Origin of the sequence: Sphingomonas sp. PR090111-T3T-6A, assembly GCF_000383095.1 — a bacterium.
Classification (GTDB): Bacteria; Pseudomonadota; Alphaproteobacteria; order Sphingomonadales; family Sphingomonadaceae; genus Solisphingomonas.
On the sequence record NZ_AORL01000021.1, the window covers coordinates 785958 to 804606 of the forward strand.

The 18649-nt window shown below is 65.4% G+C and carries 15 protein-coding genes; 8 read left to right on the forward strand and 7 right to left on the reverse strand.

Translation table 11 applies throughout. From position 1 onward, the window contains the following. The first annotated feature begins 1 nt into the window (after position 1). The gene (locus ST3T6A_RS0113835; RefSeq protein ID WP_019833533.1) at positions 2-217 is read left to right on the forward strand and encodes a DUF2945 domain-containing protein; all 216 of its coding nucleotides are present in this window, start codon (positions 2-4) and stop codon (positions 215-217) included. 279 nt (positions 218-496) lie between these two features. Here ST3T6A_RS0113835 and ST3T6A_RS0113840 read toward each other — a convergent pair whose 3' ends face one another. Both ST3T6A_RS0113840 and ST3T6A_RS0113845 read right to left on the reverse strand, forming a co-directional pair. Then, positions 497-1435 (reverse strand): SDR family oxidoreductase, encoded by a 939-nt coding sequence (locus tag ST3T6A_RS0113840; RefSeq protein ID WP_235785800.1) that lies wholly within the window; start codon positions 1433-1435, stop codon positions 497-499. 75 nt (positions 1436-1510) lie between these two features. Then, the gene (locus tag ST3T6A_RS0113845; RefSeq protein WP_328285290.1) at positions 1511-2248 is read right to left on the reverse strand and encodes a DUF5694 domain-containing protein; all 738 of its coding nucleotides are present in this window, start codon (positions 2246-2248) and stop codon (positions 1511-1513) included. Positions 2249-2913: 665 nt separating this feature from the next. Here ST3T6A_RS0113845 and ST3T6A_RS0113850 point away from each other — a divergent pair. Next, positions 2914-4491, forward strand: coding sequence for an MFS transporter (locus ST3T6A_RS0113850; RefSeq protein WP_019833536.1), 1578 nt, complete (start codon positions 2914-2916; stop codon positions 4489-4491). Positions 4492-4512: 21 nt separating this feature from the next. Here ST3T6A_RS0113850 and paoC read toward each other — a convergent pair whose 3' ends face one another. Genes paoC through paoA form a run of 3 tightly spaced genes read right to left on the reverse strand, consistent with a single transcriptional unit; the run spans position 4513 to position 8300 of the window. After that, positions 4513-6723 carry an aldehyde oxidoreductase molybdenum-binding subunit PaoC gene (gene paoC / locus ST3T6A_RS0113855; protein WP_019833537.1) on the reverse strand — a complete coding sequence of 737 codons (2211 nt, stop codon included), beginning with the start codon at positions 6721-6723 and terminating at the stop codon, positions 4513-4515. A gap of 3 nt (positions 6724-6726) precedes the next feature. Beyond that, entirely contained in the window at positions 6727-7677 is a 951-nt protein-coding gene (locus ST3T6A_RS0113860) for an FAD binding domain-containing protein (RefSeq protein WP_019833538.1), read from the reverse strand. Then, complete coding sequence (gene paoA / locus ST3T6A_RS0113865) at positions 7674-8300, reverse strand: aldehyde dehydrogenase iron-sulfur subunit PaoA (RefSeq protein ID WP_037538443.1); 627 nt, start codon at positions 8298-8300, stop codon at positions 7674-7676. Before paoA ends, ST3T6A_RS0113860 begins: the two co-directional genes overlap by 4 nt. 326 nt (positions 8301-8626) lie before the next feature. Between paoA and ST3T6A_RS0113870 the strand changes: the two genes are divergently transcribed. Further along, on the forward strand, positions 8627-10273 hold the full coding sequence (locus ST3T6A_RS0113870; RefSeq protein WP_019833540.1) for a S10 family peptidase: 1647 nt from the start codon (positions 8627-8629) through the stop codon (positions 10271-10273). Between the two features lie 50 nt (positions 10274-10323). On the opposite strand, the gene ST3T6A_RS0113875 is transcribed toward ST3T6A_RS0113870, so the two are convergent. Both ST3T6A_RS0113875 and ST3T6A_RS20220 read right to left on the reverse strand, forming a co-directional pair. Then, complete coding sequence (locus ST3T6A_RS0113875) at positions 10324-11292, reverse strand: Dyp-type peroxidase (RefSeq protein ID WP_019833541.1); 969 nt, start codon at positions 11290-11292, stop codon at positions 10324-10326. Positions 11293-11439: 147 nt separating this feature from the next. Then, complete coding sequence (locus ST3T6A_RS20220; protein WP_019833542.1) at positions 11440-12393, reverse strand: glycosyltransferase family 2 protein; 954 nt, start codon at positions 12391-12393, stop codon at positions 11440-11442. A gap of 267 nt (positions 12394-12660) precedes the next feature. Here ST3T6A_RS20220 and ST3T6A_RS0113885 point away from each other — a divergent pair, with 267 nt between their 5' ends. Genes ST3T6A_RS0113885 through ST3T6A_RS0113905 form a run of 5 tightly spaced genes read left to right on the forward strand, consistent with a single transcriptional unit; the run spans position 12661 to position 18629 of the window. Next, positions 12661-13641 (forward strand): UDP-glucuronic acid decarboxylase family protein, encoded by a 981-nt coding sequence (locus tag ST3T6A_RS0113885; RefSeq protein WP_026359717.1) that lies wholly within the window; start codon positions 12661-12663, stop codon positions 13639-13641. Next, positions 13638-14750 (forward strand): UDP-glucose 4-epimerase GalE, encoded by a 1113-nt coding sequence (galE, locus tag ST3T6A_RS20225; protein ID WP_019833544.1) that lies wholly within the window; start codon positions 13638-13640, stop codon positions 14748-14750. The genes ST3T6A_RS0113885 and galE overlap by 4 nt, the downstream gene beginning before the upstream one ends. Next, the gene (locus ST3T6A_RS0113895; protein ID WP_019833545.1) at positions 14747-15826 is read left to right on the forward strand and encodes a glycosyltransferase family 2 protein; all 1080 of its coding nucleotides are present in this window, start codon (positions 14747-14749) and stop codon (positions 15824-15826) included. The genes galE and ST3T6A_RS0113895 overlap by 4 nt, the downstream gene beginning before the upstream one ends. After that, positions 15823-16824: a glycosyltransferase family 2 protein gene (locus ST3T6A_RS20230; RefSeq protein ID WP_019833546.1), complete on the forward strand. Its 1002-nt coding sequence runs from the start codon at positions 15823-15825 to the stop codon at positions 16822-16824. The genes ST3T6A_RS0113895 and ST3T6A_RS20230 overlap by 4 nt, the downstream gene beginning before the upstream one ends. Continuing rightward, positions 16815-18629: an ABC transporter ATP-binding protein gene (locus ST3T6A_RS0113905; protein ID WP_019833547.1), complete on the forward strand. Its 1815-nt coding sequence runs from the start codon at positions 16815-16817 to the stop codon at positions 18627-18629. The genes ST3T6A_RS20230 and ST3T6A_RS0113905 overlap by 10 nt, the downstream gene beginning before the upstream one ends. Positions 18630-18649 lie beyond the last annotated feature (20 nt).

Consider the following 18649-nt stretch of genomic DNA (forward strand, 5'->3'; position numbering starts at 1 on the left):
GATGAGCACGCATTTCAAGGTCGGCGACCATGTCGGCTGGAACTCCGAGGCCGGGCAGGTCAGCGGCCGGATCATCGGAGTCCATACGCAGGACACGAACTACAAGGGCTATACGCACCACGCGAGCCCCGATGAGCCGCAATATGAGATCAAGAGCGACAAGACCGACCATGTCGCCTTGCACAAGGGATCGGCGTTGCGGCTCATCGACGGCTGATGGTCCGCCTCCCGAAGCAGCATCGCCTCATTTGGCGAAGGAGATTGTCAGCTCCTTCTCATTGGTATCGACGACGAACACCGCCAGTAGGTGCTGGCGTTGGTGCTCACCCCATGACGGTCGCCGGGCATCTCGGAGAAGCTCTGGCCGGCAGTGTGGACGTTGCCGGTCCGTTGTTGATTTGGGCGTCCGCAAGCACGCCGCCGAGCGGCAAGGCCGCAAGAAGCGGCGGGCAGAGGATGCGCTTCATGCTCTCCCTCCCGTGATCGACGCGCGGGATCAGTTGCCCATGCGCGGGCGGGCAATCCATTCGTCGAGGCCGATCCGGCCAAGCCGCGCTTCGCCCAGCGGCACGAGCGAAAGTTCCTCGACCCGGCCTCCGAAATATAGGGCCTCGGGATCGCTCACCACGTCCCGCGGATCGCCGACAGCCTTCAGATAGCGCGCGATGAAGGTATCGAACGGGGCACGTTCCGGCCCCGCGATCTCGACGATGCCGCACCGCGGCTCCGCCTGCGCCACGTCGGCGACAACCGCCGCGACGTCGTCTGCCGCGATCGGCTGGAACAATCCGGGCGAGAGCCGGACCTTGTCTCCACCCATGCTGGAATCCGCGATGCCGCCGAGGAACTCCAGAAACTGGGTGGCGCGGATGATGGTGTAGGGAACGCCCGAGGCTTCGATCAGCTTTTCCTGCGCCACCTTGGCGCGGAAATAGCCGTTTTCGGGCGTCCGGTCGGTGCCGACGATCGACAGCGCCACATGATGCCCCACCCCCGCCGCCTTCTCCGCCGCCAGAAGGTTTCGGCCCGATGTCTCGAAGAAATTCAGGACCGCATTATCTTCGAATGATGGCGAGTTGGTGAGATCGATCACCACCTTCGCTCCCGCCAGGGCGTCGTCGAGACCTTCACCGGTCAGGCTGTTGACGCCGCTGCTGGGCGAACCGACGACCACGTCGTGGCCGCTTTGGCGCAGGAGGGGGACAGTCTTCGATCCGATCAAGCCGGTGCCACCGATCACCACGATCTTCATAGCGCGACCTCGCCTCGTTCGTGCCGGCACACCGCAGACGGTGGAAGGATGCGAAAAATCCACCCGCGATGACCGGGCCGCCAAGCCCCGATGAACGCCGACTGGTACGAGAGCATGGCCCTGGACACGGTGAATATGCGTGTCCCGAGACTTATAAATCTTCGGCAAGTCGGCCGCAAGCAACGCCGCGCCGTAGCCCCCGAGCGATCCTTGCGGCCAATGTCGAGAGGGCTCGACAGAGCGCTGCAGGCGGCCTCTTTAACGAAGCACCCGCTTGGCATCCACCAGCCGGACATCATGCATCTGGTTGAGATACGCTTCGAGATATCCTTTGTGGGAAGAGCCCACGATCACCAGCATCCGCATGCCGGGATAGCGGCCGAGCACGTCGCGGATATTCGCCGCCATGCGCAGATTGCGCGTTTCCCAATAGCCAACATAACCCCGCCCGAATTGTTGCGGGGACGGCTCGACAAGCGCCGCACCGAAGTCTGAGCGATATGTCAGATCGGGTACGCCCGGAGCATTTTCCGCGCGGTACATCTCCAGAATGCCGCCAGGCTCCGACAGGCCTTTCTGCAATCTCGCATCCTCGGCCTGCCGGGCATGCGTCGCCGGATTGTCCCATGCGCGCGCGATCGCATCGGCAGCGGCCTTGCGCTCGGCTGGATCGCTGCTGTCGGGCGTGTCCGCCGAATGATCGTCCATGCTCCAGAGACGTTCCAGCCCCAGCCGCGCGGCCAGCACGGCCGACACGAGGCAGGTCTCGTTGCGCCGGTTCTTGAACTTTTCGAGCGCGGCCGCGAGCTCGTCGTTCAGGCCGTCGCCCGCTCGCCGTTGATCCGGCGGGAGCCTGAGCCATTGCACCAATGCAGAGCCGCGCTCTCCAGCCGCCATGAAAATCGCCGCCAGGTGCCGCCGCTGCCCGGGCGTCGGCGAGACCGGCCACGTGGCGAGCAGCCGATCGGCTTCGGCATTGGCGGCCAGCAGGTCCAACCCGGTCGACCGGAATGCGGGCGCGGTATCGGCGCAATAATATTGGACCGTCTCGGCGTATCGTGACGGATAACGGCGGAGACCGTCGCATTGCAGGCCGGAGAGATCCTCCGTGGCGATGCCGGTCGGGTGCCACGATGCGAGCCGATCGAGAAGCGGCGACAATATCTCGGGGGCAAAACTATCGGGGAGCCCCGACAGATGGGCGGTGCCCAGCACCAGCACCTCGTTCGGGCGGCCGGGAGGCGGTCCTTTCAGCTTCTCCGGATGGAAGGACGGACGATAATCCTGCGCCTGCGTTGCGCCCGACGACAGGAGCAGAACTCCAATCGCGCCGGCCAGCGCGGAACATGCCAGCCTTCCAGACCGGCGCGAGAGGGAAGGTCTGCGGAATATCATGGAAGACTGTTAGCAACGGTGTATTGTCAATGCAATACACTTCGCACAAGCGACTCCGCCACGGATTTTCAGCCGGGTTCGCTGAGCAGATCGGCGGATGCTGAACGTAGGCATGTTCCTACATGTGACCCTGCGACAACATATCCCGGTTCCTCCACAGGAAAATCCATCCTCCCCGTCAGGTCCGCCTCTTTATCGTTGCCCGCCCAGCCGCAGTCCGCCTTTCCTGACATCCGGAATCGGGAGTGGCATGAGCGATGGGCGGGATGAGCAGCACCTTGTCGGACCGGCAGGCGATCTGGGCGTTCGTGCTCGGCTGCGTCGCCGTCACAGCGGGAGTATGCGCCCACCTGCCCATGTTCGCGATGGCCCGCGCGATGCACTATCATCTGGCCGGCATGCCGATGGATCGCATGATGATCTCCGGCATGGGGCTCATCATCGCGGGCGTCTTCGTGGCCGCTTATGGCCTGCTGCCGCGCAATGTCGCCGCGCAACGTGCCGTCGCAGCCGACATCGTCGTCGCCGCGCCGGAGGATGCGCATCTGGGGGCCTCCCACTGGGGACTGATGGCGATCCTCGTGATCGCATTGGTGATCGACGTGATGAAGCCCGCTTCCCTCGGCTTCACCGTGCCGGGCATGGTCAGCGAATATGGCGTGCCGAAGAAGACCGTGTCGCTGGTCCCCTTCTTCGCATTGGCGGGCACGGTCGCCGGTTCGGTGCTGTGGGGCTGGATCGCGGACATCTACGGCCGCAAGGCTTCCATCCTGCTGTCCGCGGTGATGTTCGTGGGGACGTCGATCTGTGGTGCGATGCCCAGCCTCGCCTGGAACATCGCCATGTGCTTCATGATGGGAGCGGCCGCCGGCGGCATGCTTCCGGTGACCTATGCCCTGCTCGCCGAGATGATGCCCAACCGCCATCGCGGCTGGAGCCTGGTGCTGGTGGGTGGGCTGGGTGCCGTCGGTGGCTACTTCGCCGCGAGCGGGCTTTCGGCGGTGCTGCAGCCCATCTTCGGTTGGCGTATCCTCTGGCTCGCCAATCTGCCGACCGGCTTGATCCTCGTCGTGCTCGGCGCTTTCATCCCGGAATCCGCCAAGTTCCTGCTGGCCCGCGGCCGCGCGCAGGAAGCGGAAGCCGTCATGCGCCGCTTCGGCTCCAAGGCACGGCACGCCAGCGCCGCCGTGATCGCCGCCAGAACGGGATCGCACGCTTTGTCCGGCCTCAAGCTCTACGGCAAGCTGGCCGCGCTCAGCATGTGCGCCCTCACCTGGGGGCTGGTGAATTTCGGGCTGCTGCTGTGGCTGCCGGCCGATCTCGTCGCGAAGGGCTATTCCGTCGGCGTGTCGAGCAGATTGCTGGCCGAGAGCGCGCTGATCGCCTTTCCGACCGTCTTCATCGCCGCTTTGCTCTATAGCCGCTGGAGCACCAAATGGTCGCTGGTGACGATGGTCGCGGTGACGATGCTGGGGCTTCTGCTTGTCCTGCGGCTCGAACTGGCAGGCGGCGGCAGCCCGGTGCTGCCGGTCGCGTTGCTGATCGTGGGCACCAACGGGATCATCGCGATCGTGCTGCCCTACACGGCCGAGAGCTTCCCCCTGAAGGTACGCGGCCGGGCGACGGGATGGGTCGCGGCCTGCACGAAATCGGGCGGCCTGTTCGCGCAGGCGCTCACGATCAGTGGCATCATTCTGTCCATGGGGCTGTCATCCGCGCTGATCATGGTCCCGACGCTGTTGTCGCTGATGCTGGTCGCCTGGTTCGGCCGCGAGACCCGAGGGAGCGACCTGCGCGATCTCGACGCCGACAGCGGACAGATCGGCCATGTGGAAATGCTATAGACGGCAGAGGCGGTCGGCGGATCAGGTCAGCGCCGGGAGTCGATCCAGATGCTTGTCGAGCGTGACCGGATAGTCCCGCACCCGCACACCCGTTGCGTTGTAAACAGCGTTCGCCACTGCCGCGCCGACACCGCAGATGCCGAGTTCGCCTACCCCCTTCGCCTTCATCGGCGATGACATCGGGTCGACCTCGTCCAGGAAGATCACGTCCTGATGCGGGATATCGGCATGGACCGGCACCTCATATCCGGCGAGATCGTGATTGACGAAGAAGCCGAAGCGCGTGTCGACCGCCAGTTCCTCCATCAGCGCCGCACCGACGCCCATCGTCATCGCGCCGATCACCTGACTGCGCGCCGATTTGGGATTGAGGATGCGCCCCGCCGCGCACACCGCAAGCATACGCCGCACGCGAATTTCGCCGGTCGCGGCATCGACCGCCGCCTCGACGAAATGCCCCGCGAAGGTCGATTGCTGATATTTCTTGCCGAGATCGCCATATTCGATCCCGTCCTCGCCGATCAGCGGCCCCTCCCGCGCCGCGTCCATGAGGTCGACGCTCCGGTTTCCGGCCTTCACATGCCCGTCGGCGAACAGCGCATCACTGGAATTGATGCCCAGCTTCTGCGCCACCGCATCGCGCAGTTTCAGGCACGCGGCATAGACCCCTGAGGTCGAATTGACCGCGCCGAATTGACCGCCCGAGCCGCACGACACCGGAAAGGCGGAATCGCCGAGCCGGACCTCGACCCGGTCGAGCGGCACCCCCATCGTCTCCGCGGCGGTCTGTGCGATGATCGTGTAGCTGCCCGTGCCGATGTCGGTCATGTCGGTCTCGACGACGATCCGGCCGTCGCGCTCCAGCCGCACGCGGGCCGCCGACTTGAAGGGAATATGGTTGCGGAAGCCTGCCGCCATGCCCATGCCCACCATCCAGCGCCCGTCGCGGACGCTGCCGGGCTTCGCCGCCCGCCTCGCCCAGCCGAACCGCTCGGCGCCCTCGCGCAGGCACCGGATGAACTGGCGCTGCGAGAAGGGCCGCTCGGGCTTTTCGGGATCGACCTGCGTATCGTTGAGAATGCGGAACTCGACCGGGTCCATGCCCAGCTTCTCCGCCATCTCGTCGATCGCAATTTCGAGCGCCATCATGCCCGGCGCCTCGCCCGGCGCGCGCATCGCGTTGCCTTCCGGCAGATCGAGCACGGCAAGGCGCATCGCCGTCATGCGGTTGGCGCCGGCGTAGAGAAGGCGGGTCTGGCCCACCGCCGTCTCGGGATCACCGCCGGGCAAATTGCCCGACCAGCTTTCATGCGCGACCGCGGTCAGCTTGCCGTCCTTCGTCGCGCCCAGCCGGATACGCTGGATCGTGGCGGGGCGATGCGTCGTATTGTTGAACATCAACGGCCGCGTGAGCGCGACCTTGACCGGCCGGCCCGCCGCCTTCGCGCCCAGAGCAGCCATCAGGGCATCGGCGCGCACGAACAGTTTCCCACCAAACCCACCGCCGATATAAGGCGAGACGAGCCGCACCTGCTCGGGCTTCAGCCCCAATGTCTTGGCGACGTCGCCCCTGCCCCATGCGATCATCTGGTTCGATGTGTAGATCGTGAGCTGATCGCCATTCCAGACAGCCATCGACGCGTGCGGCTCCATCATCGCGTGCGACTGCACAGGCGTCGAATATGTGGCGTCGAGCGTCACCGGCGCCGCCGCGAACGCGCCCTCGAAATCGCCGACCCTGGTCTCCGGATCGCCGCTGAAGCCGCCACCGGGGGCGAGCGGCGCGCCGTCTCTGGCCGCGGCGAGATCGAACGCGCCCTTCTCGCGGGAATATTCGACACGCACCAGAGTGGCGGCAGCGCGCGCCTGCTCGAATGTCTCGGCGACCACCACGGCGATCGCCTGATGATAATGCTCGATCTCCGGCCCGCCGAGCAATTTGGCGGTGTTGAAGTTGCCCTTGCCGAGCTTGCCGGCGGTATCGGCCGTCACGATCGCCAGCACGCCCGGCGCGGCTTTTGCCGCAGCAAGATCCAGCGCGGTGATCCGCCCCTTGGCGATCGCCGCTCCCAAGACGAAACCGTAAGCCGGGTTCGCCACGACATCATGGCGTTCATAGGCGTAATGCGCGGTGCCGGTGGTCTTGAGCGGGCCTTCGATCCGGTCGGTGGCCTTGCCGACGATCCTGAGGCGATCGATCGGGTTGGTCGTGGCGGGCGTGTCGAACTTCATCGCTCAGGCCCTCGCTTGTGCCAGCACCGCACCGAGCGTGCGCTCGACGAGGGTGAGCTTGAACGCATTCTCCCGCGTCGGCGTCGCGCCGGCGAGCAACCGGGACGTCATCGCCTTCGCGCCGCGCGGCATCTCCGCCTCGGCGGCCTCGACACGCCATGGCTTGGGCGCGATGCCGCCGATCGCGACACGGCCGCTGCCATCCTTCCGGACGATCGCCCCCACCGAGACGAGCGCGAAGGCATAGGACGCACGATCCCGCACCTTGTGATAGATATGCATACCCTCGATCGGCCGGGGCAGCGTCACGGCGGTGATGAACTCGCCCTTGCCGAGCGTGGTTTCGATATGCGGCGTCGTGCCCGGCAACGTGTGCAGATCGACGATCGGAATGGTCCGGATGCTGCCGTCCGCCCTCACCGTTTCCACCATCGCGTCGAGCGCTCGCATCGCGATCGCCATATCGCTCGGATGCGTGGCGATGCACGCCTCGCTCACCCCGATCACGCCGAGCGGCCGGCTATAGCCCCCGATCGCCGCGCAGCCGCTGCCCGGCCGGCGTTTGTTGCACGGCTGGTTGGTGTCGTAGAAATAGGGGCAGCGCGTTCGCTGGAGCAGGTTGCCGGCGGTTGTCGCCTTGTTGCGAAGCTGGCCGGATGCACCCGCCACGAGCGCGCGGCTGAGCAAGGCATAATCACGGCGCACCCGCTTGTCCGCGGCAAGATCGGTGTTGCGCACCAGCGCGCCGATCCTGAGACCGCCTTCCGCCGTCGGCTCGATCCTGTCGAGGCCAAGACCGTTCACGTCGATCAGATGCGCCGGCGTCTCGACCTCGATCTTCATGAGATCGAGCAGGTTGGTGCCGCCCGCGATGAACTTGGCGCCCGGCGTGCGCGCGGCCCTGGCGGCGGCGTCGCCGGCGGACGTTGCGCGCTCGTAGGTGAAGGGCCTCATGCCTTCTCTCCCGCGACTTCCGCCATGGCTTCGGCGATGTTGGAATAGGCGCCGCAGCGGCAGATATTGCCGCTCATCCGCTCGCGCATCTCCATGTTCGTCGGCTTGATCGGCCCCGTCAGGTCGCCGGTGACGTGGCTGGGAATGCCCGCGCGGATCTCGTCGAGCACGGCGACCGCCGAGCAGATCTGGCCCGGCGTGCAGTAGCCGCATTGATAGCCGTCATGCTTGACGAACGCCGCCTGCATCGGATGCAGGTGGCCGGGTGCGCCGAGCCCTTCGATCGTGGTGACTTTTGCGCCCTCGTGCATCACCGCCAGCGTCAGGCAGGAATTGATCCGCCGCCCGTCGACGATCACCGTGCAGGCACCGCATTGGCCGTGATCGCAGCCTTTCTTGGTGCCGGTGAGATGAAGATGCTCCCTCAACGCATCGAGCAAGGTGGTGCGCGTATCGAGTTCGAGCTGTTGCGGCTGGCCATTCACTTCGAAAGCGACCCGGGCGCTATGCACTACCGCGACCGAAGCGGGCGACGCATCGGCCAGGGAAGGCAGCGTCGTGGCGATCGCCGTTCCCACCATCATCCCGCGCCTGGACAGCTCGAAGTCGGAGAGGTTTGACAAGGCGTCATTCTCCCAGCCTGGACGCGGTGCGTCGGGAAATTGGCCATGCGCATTCTCATACAAACCTTCGCAGGAAGATGCAGCCGGAAAGAGGGGCGGTGCGGAATTTCGTACCGTCAATGCGTCAGCCGCAGACACGTTCCGAAAGGAGCGAAGGCCGGGCCCCCTCGAACGATGGCCCGGATGTTTCCGGCGTCCCGGGTACGCCGCCGTAACATTCGCGCCACACTCTCCGGTTGCCCGCCTTGCGTGCGGGTGTTCCGCTTGGCGCGCGGCAAGGATGTGGCTAGCGTGTTACTCAAACCGAACACTAAAGAGGGGCCATCATGATCCGCAAAAGCCTTCTGCTCGCCGCGGTTGCTTCGTTCGCTTTCAACGCCGCGCACGCCGCCGAGACAAAATCCCCGACCGGGAAGACCGAGAAGAAGGCCGATGCCGCCGCCACCGCCGCGCCGGATAAGGGGGTGCTCTTCACCCCGACCAGCGCCGAGAGCGAGGGCAGCGTGACGGTGGGCGGAAAGGCGATCGCCTATCGCGCGGTCGCGGGCACGATCATCGTCCACCCCAAGGGCTGGGACGATGCCGCCTGGCGCGAGGCGTCCGCGAGCGATCTCGGCGACAAGAAGAACGCCAAGGCCGAAGCCTCGATCTTCTACACCGCCTATTTCGCCAAGGGTGCGCCGTCCGCGAACCGGCCGGTCACCTTCCTCTACAATGGCGGCCCCGGCTCCTCGACGGTGTGGCTGCACATGGGCGCCTTCGGCCCGAAGCGGGTCGTCACCGCCGACGACAGCCATACGCCGGCCGCGCCCTATAGCCTCGTCAACAACGGCAACAGCCTGCTCGACGTGTCCGATCTGGTGTTCATCGATGCGCCCGGCACCGGGTTCAGCCGCATCGCGGGCAAGGACAAGGAGAAGGCCTTTTTCGGCATCGACGCCGACGCCTATGCCTTCACCCAGTTCGTGAAGGGCTTCCTGAGCAAATATGGCCGCTGGAACTCGCCCAAATATCTGTTCGGCGAGAGCTACGGCACGCCGCGCTCGGCCGTCCTCATCAACGAGCTGACCACCGACGAAAATGTCGATTTCAACGGCGTGGTCCTGCTTTCGCAAATCCTCGATTTCAGCCTGTTCGCCGGGCTTCAGGGCGCCAATCCGGGCAATGTCGAGGGCTATGTGACCCAGTTGCCGACGATGGCGGCGACCGCCTGGTATCATAACCGCATCCCCGGCGGCCGGCCCGCCGCGCTCGAACCCTTCCTGAAGGAGGTGGAGCATTTCGCCTCCACCGAATATGCCGCCGCGCTGGCGCAGGGCAGCGAACTCGACCCCGCCGCGAAGCAGCACATCGCGGAGAAGCTGGCGGGCTACACCGGCATCTCCACCGCCTATATCCTGAAGGCGAACCTGCGCCTCGACGGGCCCAACTTCTCGAAGCAGTTGCAGGATGCCGACGGACTGACCACCGGCCGCCTCGACACCCGCTTCTCGGGCGCGGATATGGACCCGCTCTCCAAGGATGCGGACTATGATCCGCAGTCGGCAGCGCTCAGCTCGGCCTATGTGTCGGCGTTCAACGACTATGTCCGCAAGGACCTGCATTATGGGCAGGACGAGGTGTTCAAGCCGAGCATCGAGGTCTTCCCGCAATGGGACTGGAGCCACGCCTCTCCCGGCATGCCCGCGCTCAAGATGGTGGGCACGAGCGTGCTTCCCGATCTCGCCACGGCGATGAAATACAACCCGCAGCTAAAGGTGATGTCGGCCGGCGGCTATTATGATCTCGCCACGCCTTATTATCAGGGCTGGTACGAGATGCATCATCTGCCGATCCCGGCCAATCTCCAGCAGAATATCGAATATCATTATTATGAATCCGGCCACATGGTCTACGCGCACCCGGAAGCGGCGCGGAAGCTGCACGACGATGTGGCGAGCTTCATCCGGCGAACCAACAATCTCGGGAACTGATCGAACGCGACCGGGTGCCGAAATCGGCACCCGGTTGGCCTATTAGGAGATCAGGCCGGGGCCCCATCCGCCAGCTTTGCCAGCGTCGATCGCGAGGGGGCGAAGAAGGTGGTGCCGGTTTGTGCCGCAGAGAAGTCCAAAAGCCTGTCGTACGCGCCCTTCGGCTCCCCGACGAACATGCGCTCCAACATCTTCTCGATCACCCAAAGTCGGCGGGAATAGCCGATGAAATAAGTCCCGAACTCGCGCTTACCGGGACTGCCAAACGGCATATTATCTCGCAATATATCGTGTTCGATTCCTTCCGGATCGACGATGGTCGCCAGACTCTTGTGTGATTTCTGGCCTTCCGTCTCGTCGTCGAGTTCAATATTGTCCACTTTGGTGCGACCGATGATCTTCTCCTGCCGATCAGCGCCGATCGCCTTCCATGCGGTCAGGTCGTGCAGATATTTTTGGGTCACGACATAGCTGCCTCCGGCGAACTCACGATCCTCGTCTCCGACCAATGCCGAGTCCGGAATGTCCTGCCCCACGGGGTTCGCGGTTCCATCGATAAAGCCCAGAAGGTCCCTCGCATCGAAATAGCGGAACCCCGAAGTCTCATCGACGACCCGCACCGTGTCTCCAAGCGCGTCGAGCAGCAGCTTTGCCAGCTCGAAGCACAGGTCGGCCCGCTCCGCGCGGATGTGGAAAAGCAGATCACCCGGTGTCGAGGGCGCCTTGTGAACCGGCCCATCGATGGGGGAGAAAGGCTTGAGGTCAGCCGGACGACCGGAGGGATCGAGCCGACCCCATAGAGCGGACCCGATCGCGACGATACAAGACAGCTTGCCCTCCAGATCGCGAAATCCGACGGTTTTTATCAGGTCATCAAGCCCGCCGAGCGCCGCGCGCACGCTCCCGATCGCCTCATCGCCATCCGCTACCTCGACGACCAGAAAGATGGCGGCGCGCGAAAGCGGAGCCTCAATGCTCTGCGCGTCGATTGGCACCCGATCCCAAGCATGTCCCGCCATATATCTACCCCCGGTTGCGACGCAGCGGCCATATCGACGAGAGTCCGTCCGCGCGGGCTCTTTCTATGCCGGGAAGCGGACCATCTTCAAACAGCCGATCCGGGCCTTCGTAGGCAGAAGCCCGATCGACCGATGATCTGACAGCAGCTAGCCCCGCCTCGCCATATCAGCCTGCAGGCTCCGCCGCAGGCGCCGTCCCGCTCCCAGCAACAGCCAGCCGGCCGATTTCCAGGCCACCCGAGGCGACGGGTCCGGATAACCGGCGAGAAGTTGCATGGCCATGCCATATTCCCGGCGCTGGAAGGCGCGCATCGCTAGCGAACGAGCCAGGATCGCACGACCCATCGCGAATTGCGGCGCGAGGCCGGGATGCCTTGGCAGGAACTGACTTTCGACAAGCCGGCGCGATCGCATCATCTGAACGAAATCGTCGGACATCGCGCCCGGACGAAGCCGGTAGCCGACGAGATACTCGGGCACGGCGGCAATCTCGTGCCGTTCGGCGATCTGGAGGTACAGCTTCCAGTCCTCGCACCCCTGCCCTTCGGCCTTGCGCAACGCCTCGTCGAAGCCGCCAACGGCCAGCACGGCCTCCCGGCGGAGGAGCGCATTGCTGGCGCTCACCACCAGATTGCCCAGGCACATCTGCGGAAAGGCCCAGCCCTCGTGGCGCAGCGGTGGCGCGTAGCCCAGAAGCGCTCCTTCGGGCGCGAGCCAATAGCACCATGCGTACACCAGCGCCGTGCCGGGTCCGGCTGCCCGGAAACGCTCGACCTGCCGCTCGATCTTGCTCGGATACCAGAGGTCGTCCGCATCCAGCGTCGCGATGAAGGCGCCTCGCGCCTCGGCGATCCCTCTGTTGCGGGCGGCGGCCACTCCGCCGTTCGGCTGGAAGACATAGCGCAGCCGGGGATCGACGGCGGCATGACGCTTCACCACCGAACCCGTGGCGTCCTCAGACTCGTCGTCAACGACGATCACTTCCAGATGCCGGTAAGTCTGGCCCAGCGCGGTTGCCAGCGTGGCATCGATCGTCCGCGCCGCATTATAGGCCGGCACGATAACGGAAACCAGGTCGGGATCGGCCGGTCGTTCAAGCATCGTTCACCGGAGCTAAAGTCATCGTCGTGTCGTGGGAAGCAGATTACGGCGATTCTCGACTAACCGTTTTGATATGTGGTTAATCCGAAAGTTGCGGCGGAACGCGAGCCGCTGCCAGCGAGTATAGGGCTGGCCAATTCCCTGTCGGGAGATGGCGCTTCGCCGGCCGTCACCGCTTTGCGGTTTCGGACGGGCGGATAACTGTGCCCGCGCCTGTATTCCGGGGCATTCCGGATCGCTGGCGGGGGTTGTTGCGCGGGAGGATCAATGTTCGAACGTCGGCGAAGGGTGCTCGTGACAGGGGGAGCGGGCTTCCTCGGCTCCCACCTGTGTCAGCGGCTGCTGGAGCAGGGAAACCACGTCATCTGCGTGGACAATTTTTACACGGGAACCCGTGATAACCTGATGACGATGATAGACAATCCTCAGTTCGAGGTTGTCCGTCACGACGTTACTTTCCCGCTCTATGTGGAAATCGACGAGATCTACAATCTCGCCTGCCCGGCGAGCCCGGTTCATTATCAATACAATCCCGTACAGACCACGAAGACGAGCGTGCATGGTGCGATCAATATGCTGGGGCTGGCCAAGCGTACCCGTGCGCGAATCCTCCAGGCCTCCACCTCGGAAGTCTATGGCGATCCCCATGTCCACCCGCAGACCGAGGATTATTGGGGCCGCGTGAACCCGATCGGCCCGCGCGCCTGCTATGACGAGGGCAAGCGCTGCGCCGAGACGCTGTTCTTCGACTATCGGCGCCAGTGCGACCTGTCGATCAAGGTTGCGCGGATCTTCAATACCTATGGGCCGCGCATGGCGGCCTATGACGGGCGCGTCATTTCCAACTTCATCGTCCAGGCGCTTACGGGCCAGCCCATCACCATCTACGGCAACGGGCAGCAGACGCGCTCCTTCTGCTATGTGGATGATCTGATCGATGGGCTGATCCGGCTGATGGCGTCGCCGGATGAGATTACGGGGCCGATGAACCTCGGCAATCCGGCGGAATTTACCATGCTGGAGTTGGCCGAGCAGGTGATCGAGCTCACAGGCTCCCGCTCCGAAATCCGTTTCATGCCGTTGCCCGAGGACGATCCCCGGCAGCGCCAGCCCGCGATTGCCCATGCCCGCGCGACGCTGGGCTGGGAGCCGACCGTGCAACTGCGCGAGGGCCTCACGAAGACGATCGCCTATTTCGAGGAGATGATCCGCGCCGAGGCTATCGAGACGCGGATCGCCGCCGAATGAAGACCGTCCTCGTCACCGGCGGCGCGGGTTATGTCGGCTCCCATTGCTGCAAGGCGTTCGCGGAAGCTGGCTGGCGCGTCGTCGTGCTCGACAATCTTGCGCGTGGCTGGCGGGAGGCGGTCCGCTGGGGGCCGCTTATCGAGGCGGACATTCGCGATGAGGCCGCGGTGCGCGCGGCACTCTCCGCCCATCGGCCCGATCTCGTCGCCCATTTCGCGGCTTTTGCTTATGTGGGCGAGTCCGTCGCCGACCCGGCGCTCTATTATGGGAACAACACGGCCGGCACGCTCGCGCTGCTGGAGGCGATGCGGGCGGAGGGGTGCGGGCGCCTGCTCTTCTCCAGTACCTGCGCGAGCTACGGCATCCCACAATCCCTGCCGATCGACGAGAGCCACGGCCAGTCGCCGATCAACGCCTATGGCTGGTCCAAATTCATCATCGAGCGGATGCTCGAGGATTATGGCCGGGCCTATGGGCTGGCGTCGGTGGCACTGCGCTATTTCAACGCGGCCGGCTGCGATCCGGAGGGCGAGATCGGCGAGCGGCACGAGCCGGAAACCCATGCCATCCCGCTGGCGATCGAGGCGGCGCGTCGGCCCGACCGTCCCTTCACCGTGCTCGGCACCGATTTCCCGACCCCGGACGGCAGCGCGATCCGCGATTATGTCCATGTCGCCGATCTGGCGCGGGCGCATTTGCTTGCCGGCGAGATGCTGCTGAGCCAGGGCGGCACGCTTCAGTTCAATCTCGGCACGGGCATCGGCACCAGCGTGCTCGAACTGCTCTCGGCGGTCGAGCGGGTGGCGGGGCAGGCTCCGGCCGTCCGCCACGGGCCGCGCCGCGAGGGTGATCCGGCGGTGCTGGTCGCCTCCTTCGCCAAGGCTGAGCGCGAACTGGGCTGGCGGCCCCTTCAGTCCGATATCGATTTCATCATCGCCACGGCCCTTCGCTGGCACGACCGCTCCGCCCCGGGGCGATGGTGGCGCGCGCAGCCGTCGCCGGCCGATGACAGGGAAGCACGATGGACGCACCCTCTGGCGAAGGCATCTTCCATGTGCCGGTCGCGCATATATCCGATTGCTCAGTCGACGGGCGCCCCGACGGCATGACCATTTTCTGGCGAGGAAACCGCCCGATCGGCCATGTGCTCACCCATCTGGGCCGGGTGACGCGTGCGGCGGTGGATCATATCGACACGGCCTTCCTCGCGCGGATCGACGAGGAGGAGGAGGTGCATCAATCCGCACTTTCGAGCCATGCCGCCAGCGTGGTGATCTGCACGCGCGACAGGCCTGACGAACTCGCCCGCTGCCTCGCCTCCCTGCCCCGACAGAGCCTCCGGCCGCGTGAGGTGATCGTCGTCGACAACGCCTCGCGCGACGGGCGGACGCGCGAGGTCGCGCTGGCCGCCGGCGTCACCTATGTGCGTGAGGATCGGCCGGGGCTCGATTTCGCGCGCAACACGGGCGCGCGCGCCGCCACCTCCGAGATCGTTGCCTATACCGACGACGATGTGCTCCTCCATCCGCGCTGGCTGGAGCGGCTGGTCGCGGCCTTCGACGATCCGGCGATCTCGGCCGTGACGGGGCTCGTCCTCCCCGCCGAGCTTGCCACCGAGGCGCAGCGCCATTTCGAGACCTATTGGGGCTTCGGCCAGGGCTATGTGCGGCGCGATTTCGCCCCTGCCCATTTCGTCAATCGCGGCAGCGCGGTGTTCCCCGCCTGGGATATCGGCGCGGGCGCGAGCATGGCCTTCCGCCGCGCCGTGTTCGACGAGGCCGGCCTGTTCGACGAGCGGCTCGATGTCGGCCAGGCGGGCTGCTCGGGCGATTCCGAATATTGGTATCGGCTGCTCGCGCGCGGACATAGCTGCCGCTACGCGCCGGATTCGATCGCCTTCCACTTCCACCGCCGGACGATCGAGGGGCTGGCGGGGCAGATCTATGCCTATATGCGCGGCCACACCGCGGCGCTGATGGTGCAATATGAGCGCACCGGCATCGCCGCCAACCGCGCCCGCGCGCTGCGCTGGATGCCGGTCTGGTACGCACGCCGGCTGACTCTTCGGCTCCTCGGCCGCCGGCGGATCGAGGATCGGTTCCTCGGTCGCGAGGTGGCGGGCTATGTCGCGGGGCTGCGCTTCTATCATCGCCACCGCCACCCGCTCGCGGAGGGCGCGCGATGAGGTCCACCGAACTGGTGAGCGTGGTCATCCCCGCCTACAACGCCTCGGCGACGATCGACGAGACGCTGCGCAGCGTCCGCGCGCAGACGCACGCCTATCTGGAGATCATTGTCGTCGACGACGGATCGAAGGACGACACGCTCGACATTGCCCGCCGCCACGCCGCGATGGACCCGCGCATCCGCGTGCTGTCGCAGGCCAATGCCGGCGTTGCCGCCGCGCGCAATTTCGGATGGAAGAGCGCCCACGCCGATCTCATCGCCTTCGTCGACGCCGACGACCTCTGGGCGCCGACCAAGATCGAGCGCCAGCTTCATGCCCTGCTCGGAGGGGGCAAGCGGGTCGGCCTCGTCTATGCCTGGTATCAGCTCATCGATGGCGAGAGCCGCGTGCTCCAGCCGGGCGGCAAGCCGCTCTTCGAGGGCGATGTGCTGGACGACATCTTCTGCGGCAACTTCATCGGCAACGGCAGCGCCGTGCTGGTCCGCCGGCAGGTGCTGATCGACACGCAGGGTTTCGAGAGCAGCCTCAGGGCGGCGGACGCGCAGGGCTGCGAGGATCTGCTCTTCTACTGCCGCGCCGCCGAGCGGCACCATTTCGCGGTGATCCCCGATTATCTGATCGGCTACCGCACTTTGCCGGACAATATGTCGAGCAACCTGCCGCGGATGCTGCGCTCCTGGATGCTGGTGATGGACGAGATGGAGACGCGCCATGCCGACCGTCACGCCACGCTCGCGACGGGCCTGCGCCATTATGGCGCCTGGCTGCTGTTCAAGGCGCTGAGGACGGGGCGGCTCGATTATTTCCGCGAGGTGCTCTCGCTCCTTGCCGGCCGGGACAAGGGGATCGCGCTGGTCGCCTTCTGGCTCGATCTGCCGGGCTGGTGCGTCAACGCAGTGCGCTGGCGTGTGCAGGCCTCGCTTGGGCGGCTGCGCCGACCCGTCAAACCGCCGGTCGCCTCCTTCCCGGTCGAGGAGCCGCGCCAATGGGCCTGAGCGCTCCTCCGCCGACCGACCAGCAGCGCGGAGACCGGCTCGGCACCCTGCTGGCGCTGTGGCGGCTGGTCGCCGCCTCGCCGATCCCGCGCTGGGCGACGCCAGTGCTGATCCTGCTCGGGCTCATTTCCTCGCTCGCCGAGACGCTGGGGATCACGCTGGTCGTGCTCTTCTTCTATTCGGCGACGGGGCAGCTTGGGCAGGCGGTTTCCTCTAACGGGATGCTGGGCGGCGTGCTGCGCCACACCACCGGCTGGTTCAGCAGCTCGATCGAGATGGCAGCGGTGATCCTGCTGCTGATCGTGGCGCGGGCGGGCCTCTCCTTCCTTCATGGCATGCTGAGCGCGCGGATCAGCGAGCAGATCAGCGAGGATGTCCGCAATCGCGTCCACCACCAGTATCTGAGCGTCGCCTATCCCTTCATCCAGAAGCATGAGCAGGCCTATCTGATGCAGGTGCTGGGGACGGAGACATGGCTGATCTCCGGCGCCCACAGCAGCCTGACGCGGATCGTGGTCAACATCTGCTCGATCCTCGTCTTCGCGGCGGCACTGCTCAGCCTCTCGTGGCAGATCACGCTGACCGCGGCGGTCGGGTCGCTGCTCGTCTCGCTGGGGCTGCGGCGCCTGTCCCGGACGGCGCACCAGCTCGGGCGGCATGTCAAATATGTCCACCAGCTGCTGGGCGAGCATATGCTCATGACATTGCAGGGGATGCGGACGATCCGCGCTTATGGTCAGGAGACCTTGCATCAACAGCGCTTCGAGCATGCGTCAGCCGACGCCCGGCAAACGGCGCTCGCGCTCTATCGCCTGATGGCGCAGCTCCACCCGCTGACCGAACTCGGGTCCATCACGGTGCTGTGCATCATCATCGGGATGGCCGGCATCTGGCATACCGGCCTCCCCGTCACGCTGGCGGCGATCGCCCTGCTCTACCGGCTGCAACCGCATCTGCGCGAACTGGAGGGCAATCTGCTCGGCCTTGCGCAGATCGAGCCTCAGCTCGATTCCGTGCGAGCCATGCTTGCAACCGGCGACAAGGATTACCCGTCGCCCGGCCATCGCCCGATCCGCTCGCTGGAATCGAGCATCCGCTTCGAACGGATAAGCCTCGTCTATGACAGTGCACGGGGAGCAGCGCTGACAGACGTGTCGTTCGACATCCCGGCGGGCAAGACGACCGCGCTGGTGGGCGCGAGCGGCGCGGGCAAGACGACGATCGTGAACCTGCTGCTCCGGCTCTATCGGCCGACGGAGGGCCGGATTCTGGTCGATGGCGTACCGCTGGAGGACATCCGGCGGAACGAGTGGCTCGATCTGCTCGCGATCGCCGGTCAGGACGTCGACCTGATTGAAGGAACGGTGATCGACAATATCCGCATGGCCAACCAGACATCGAGCGACGAGGATGTCCGCGCGGCCCTGCATGTCGCCGGCATCGCCGAGACCATCAGCCGGTTGCCCGATGGCTATTCCACCTGGATCGGGCAGCAGGGCATGCGCTTCTCCGGCGGCCAGCGGCAAAGGCTCGGGCTGGCCCGCGCCATTCTGCGCGATCCCGGCATCCTGATCCTAGACGAGGCAATGAGCGCGCTCGACAAGAGCCTCGAAGACAGCATCCGGCACGCGATCGACCGGCGTTTCGCGGGCCGCACGCGGCTGCTCATCACCCATCGCACCGAGACGCTGCACGACGTCGATCATGTTGTCTGCCTGGATCAGGGCCGGGTCGTGGCGGAGGGCACGCCCGCTGTCGTTTTCGCGAACAGGAAGGACCGCGTCCCGACGATGGTGGGGCGCTAAATCATTCTGTCGCAAACGAC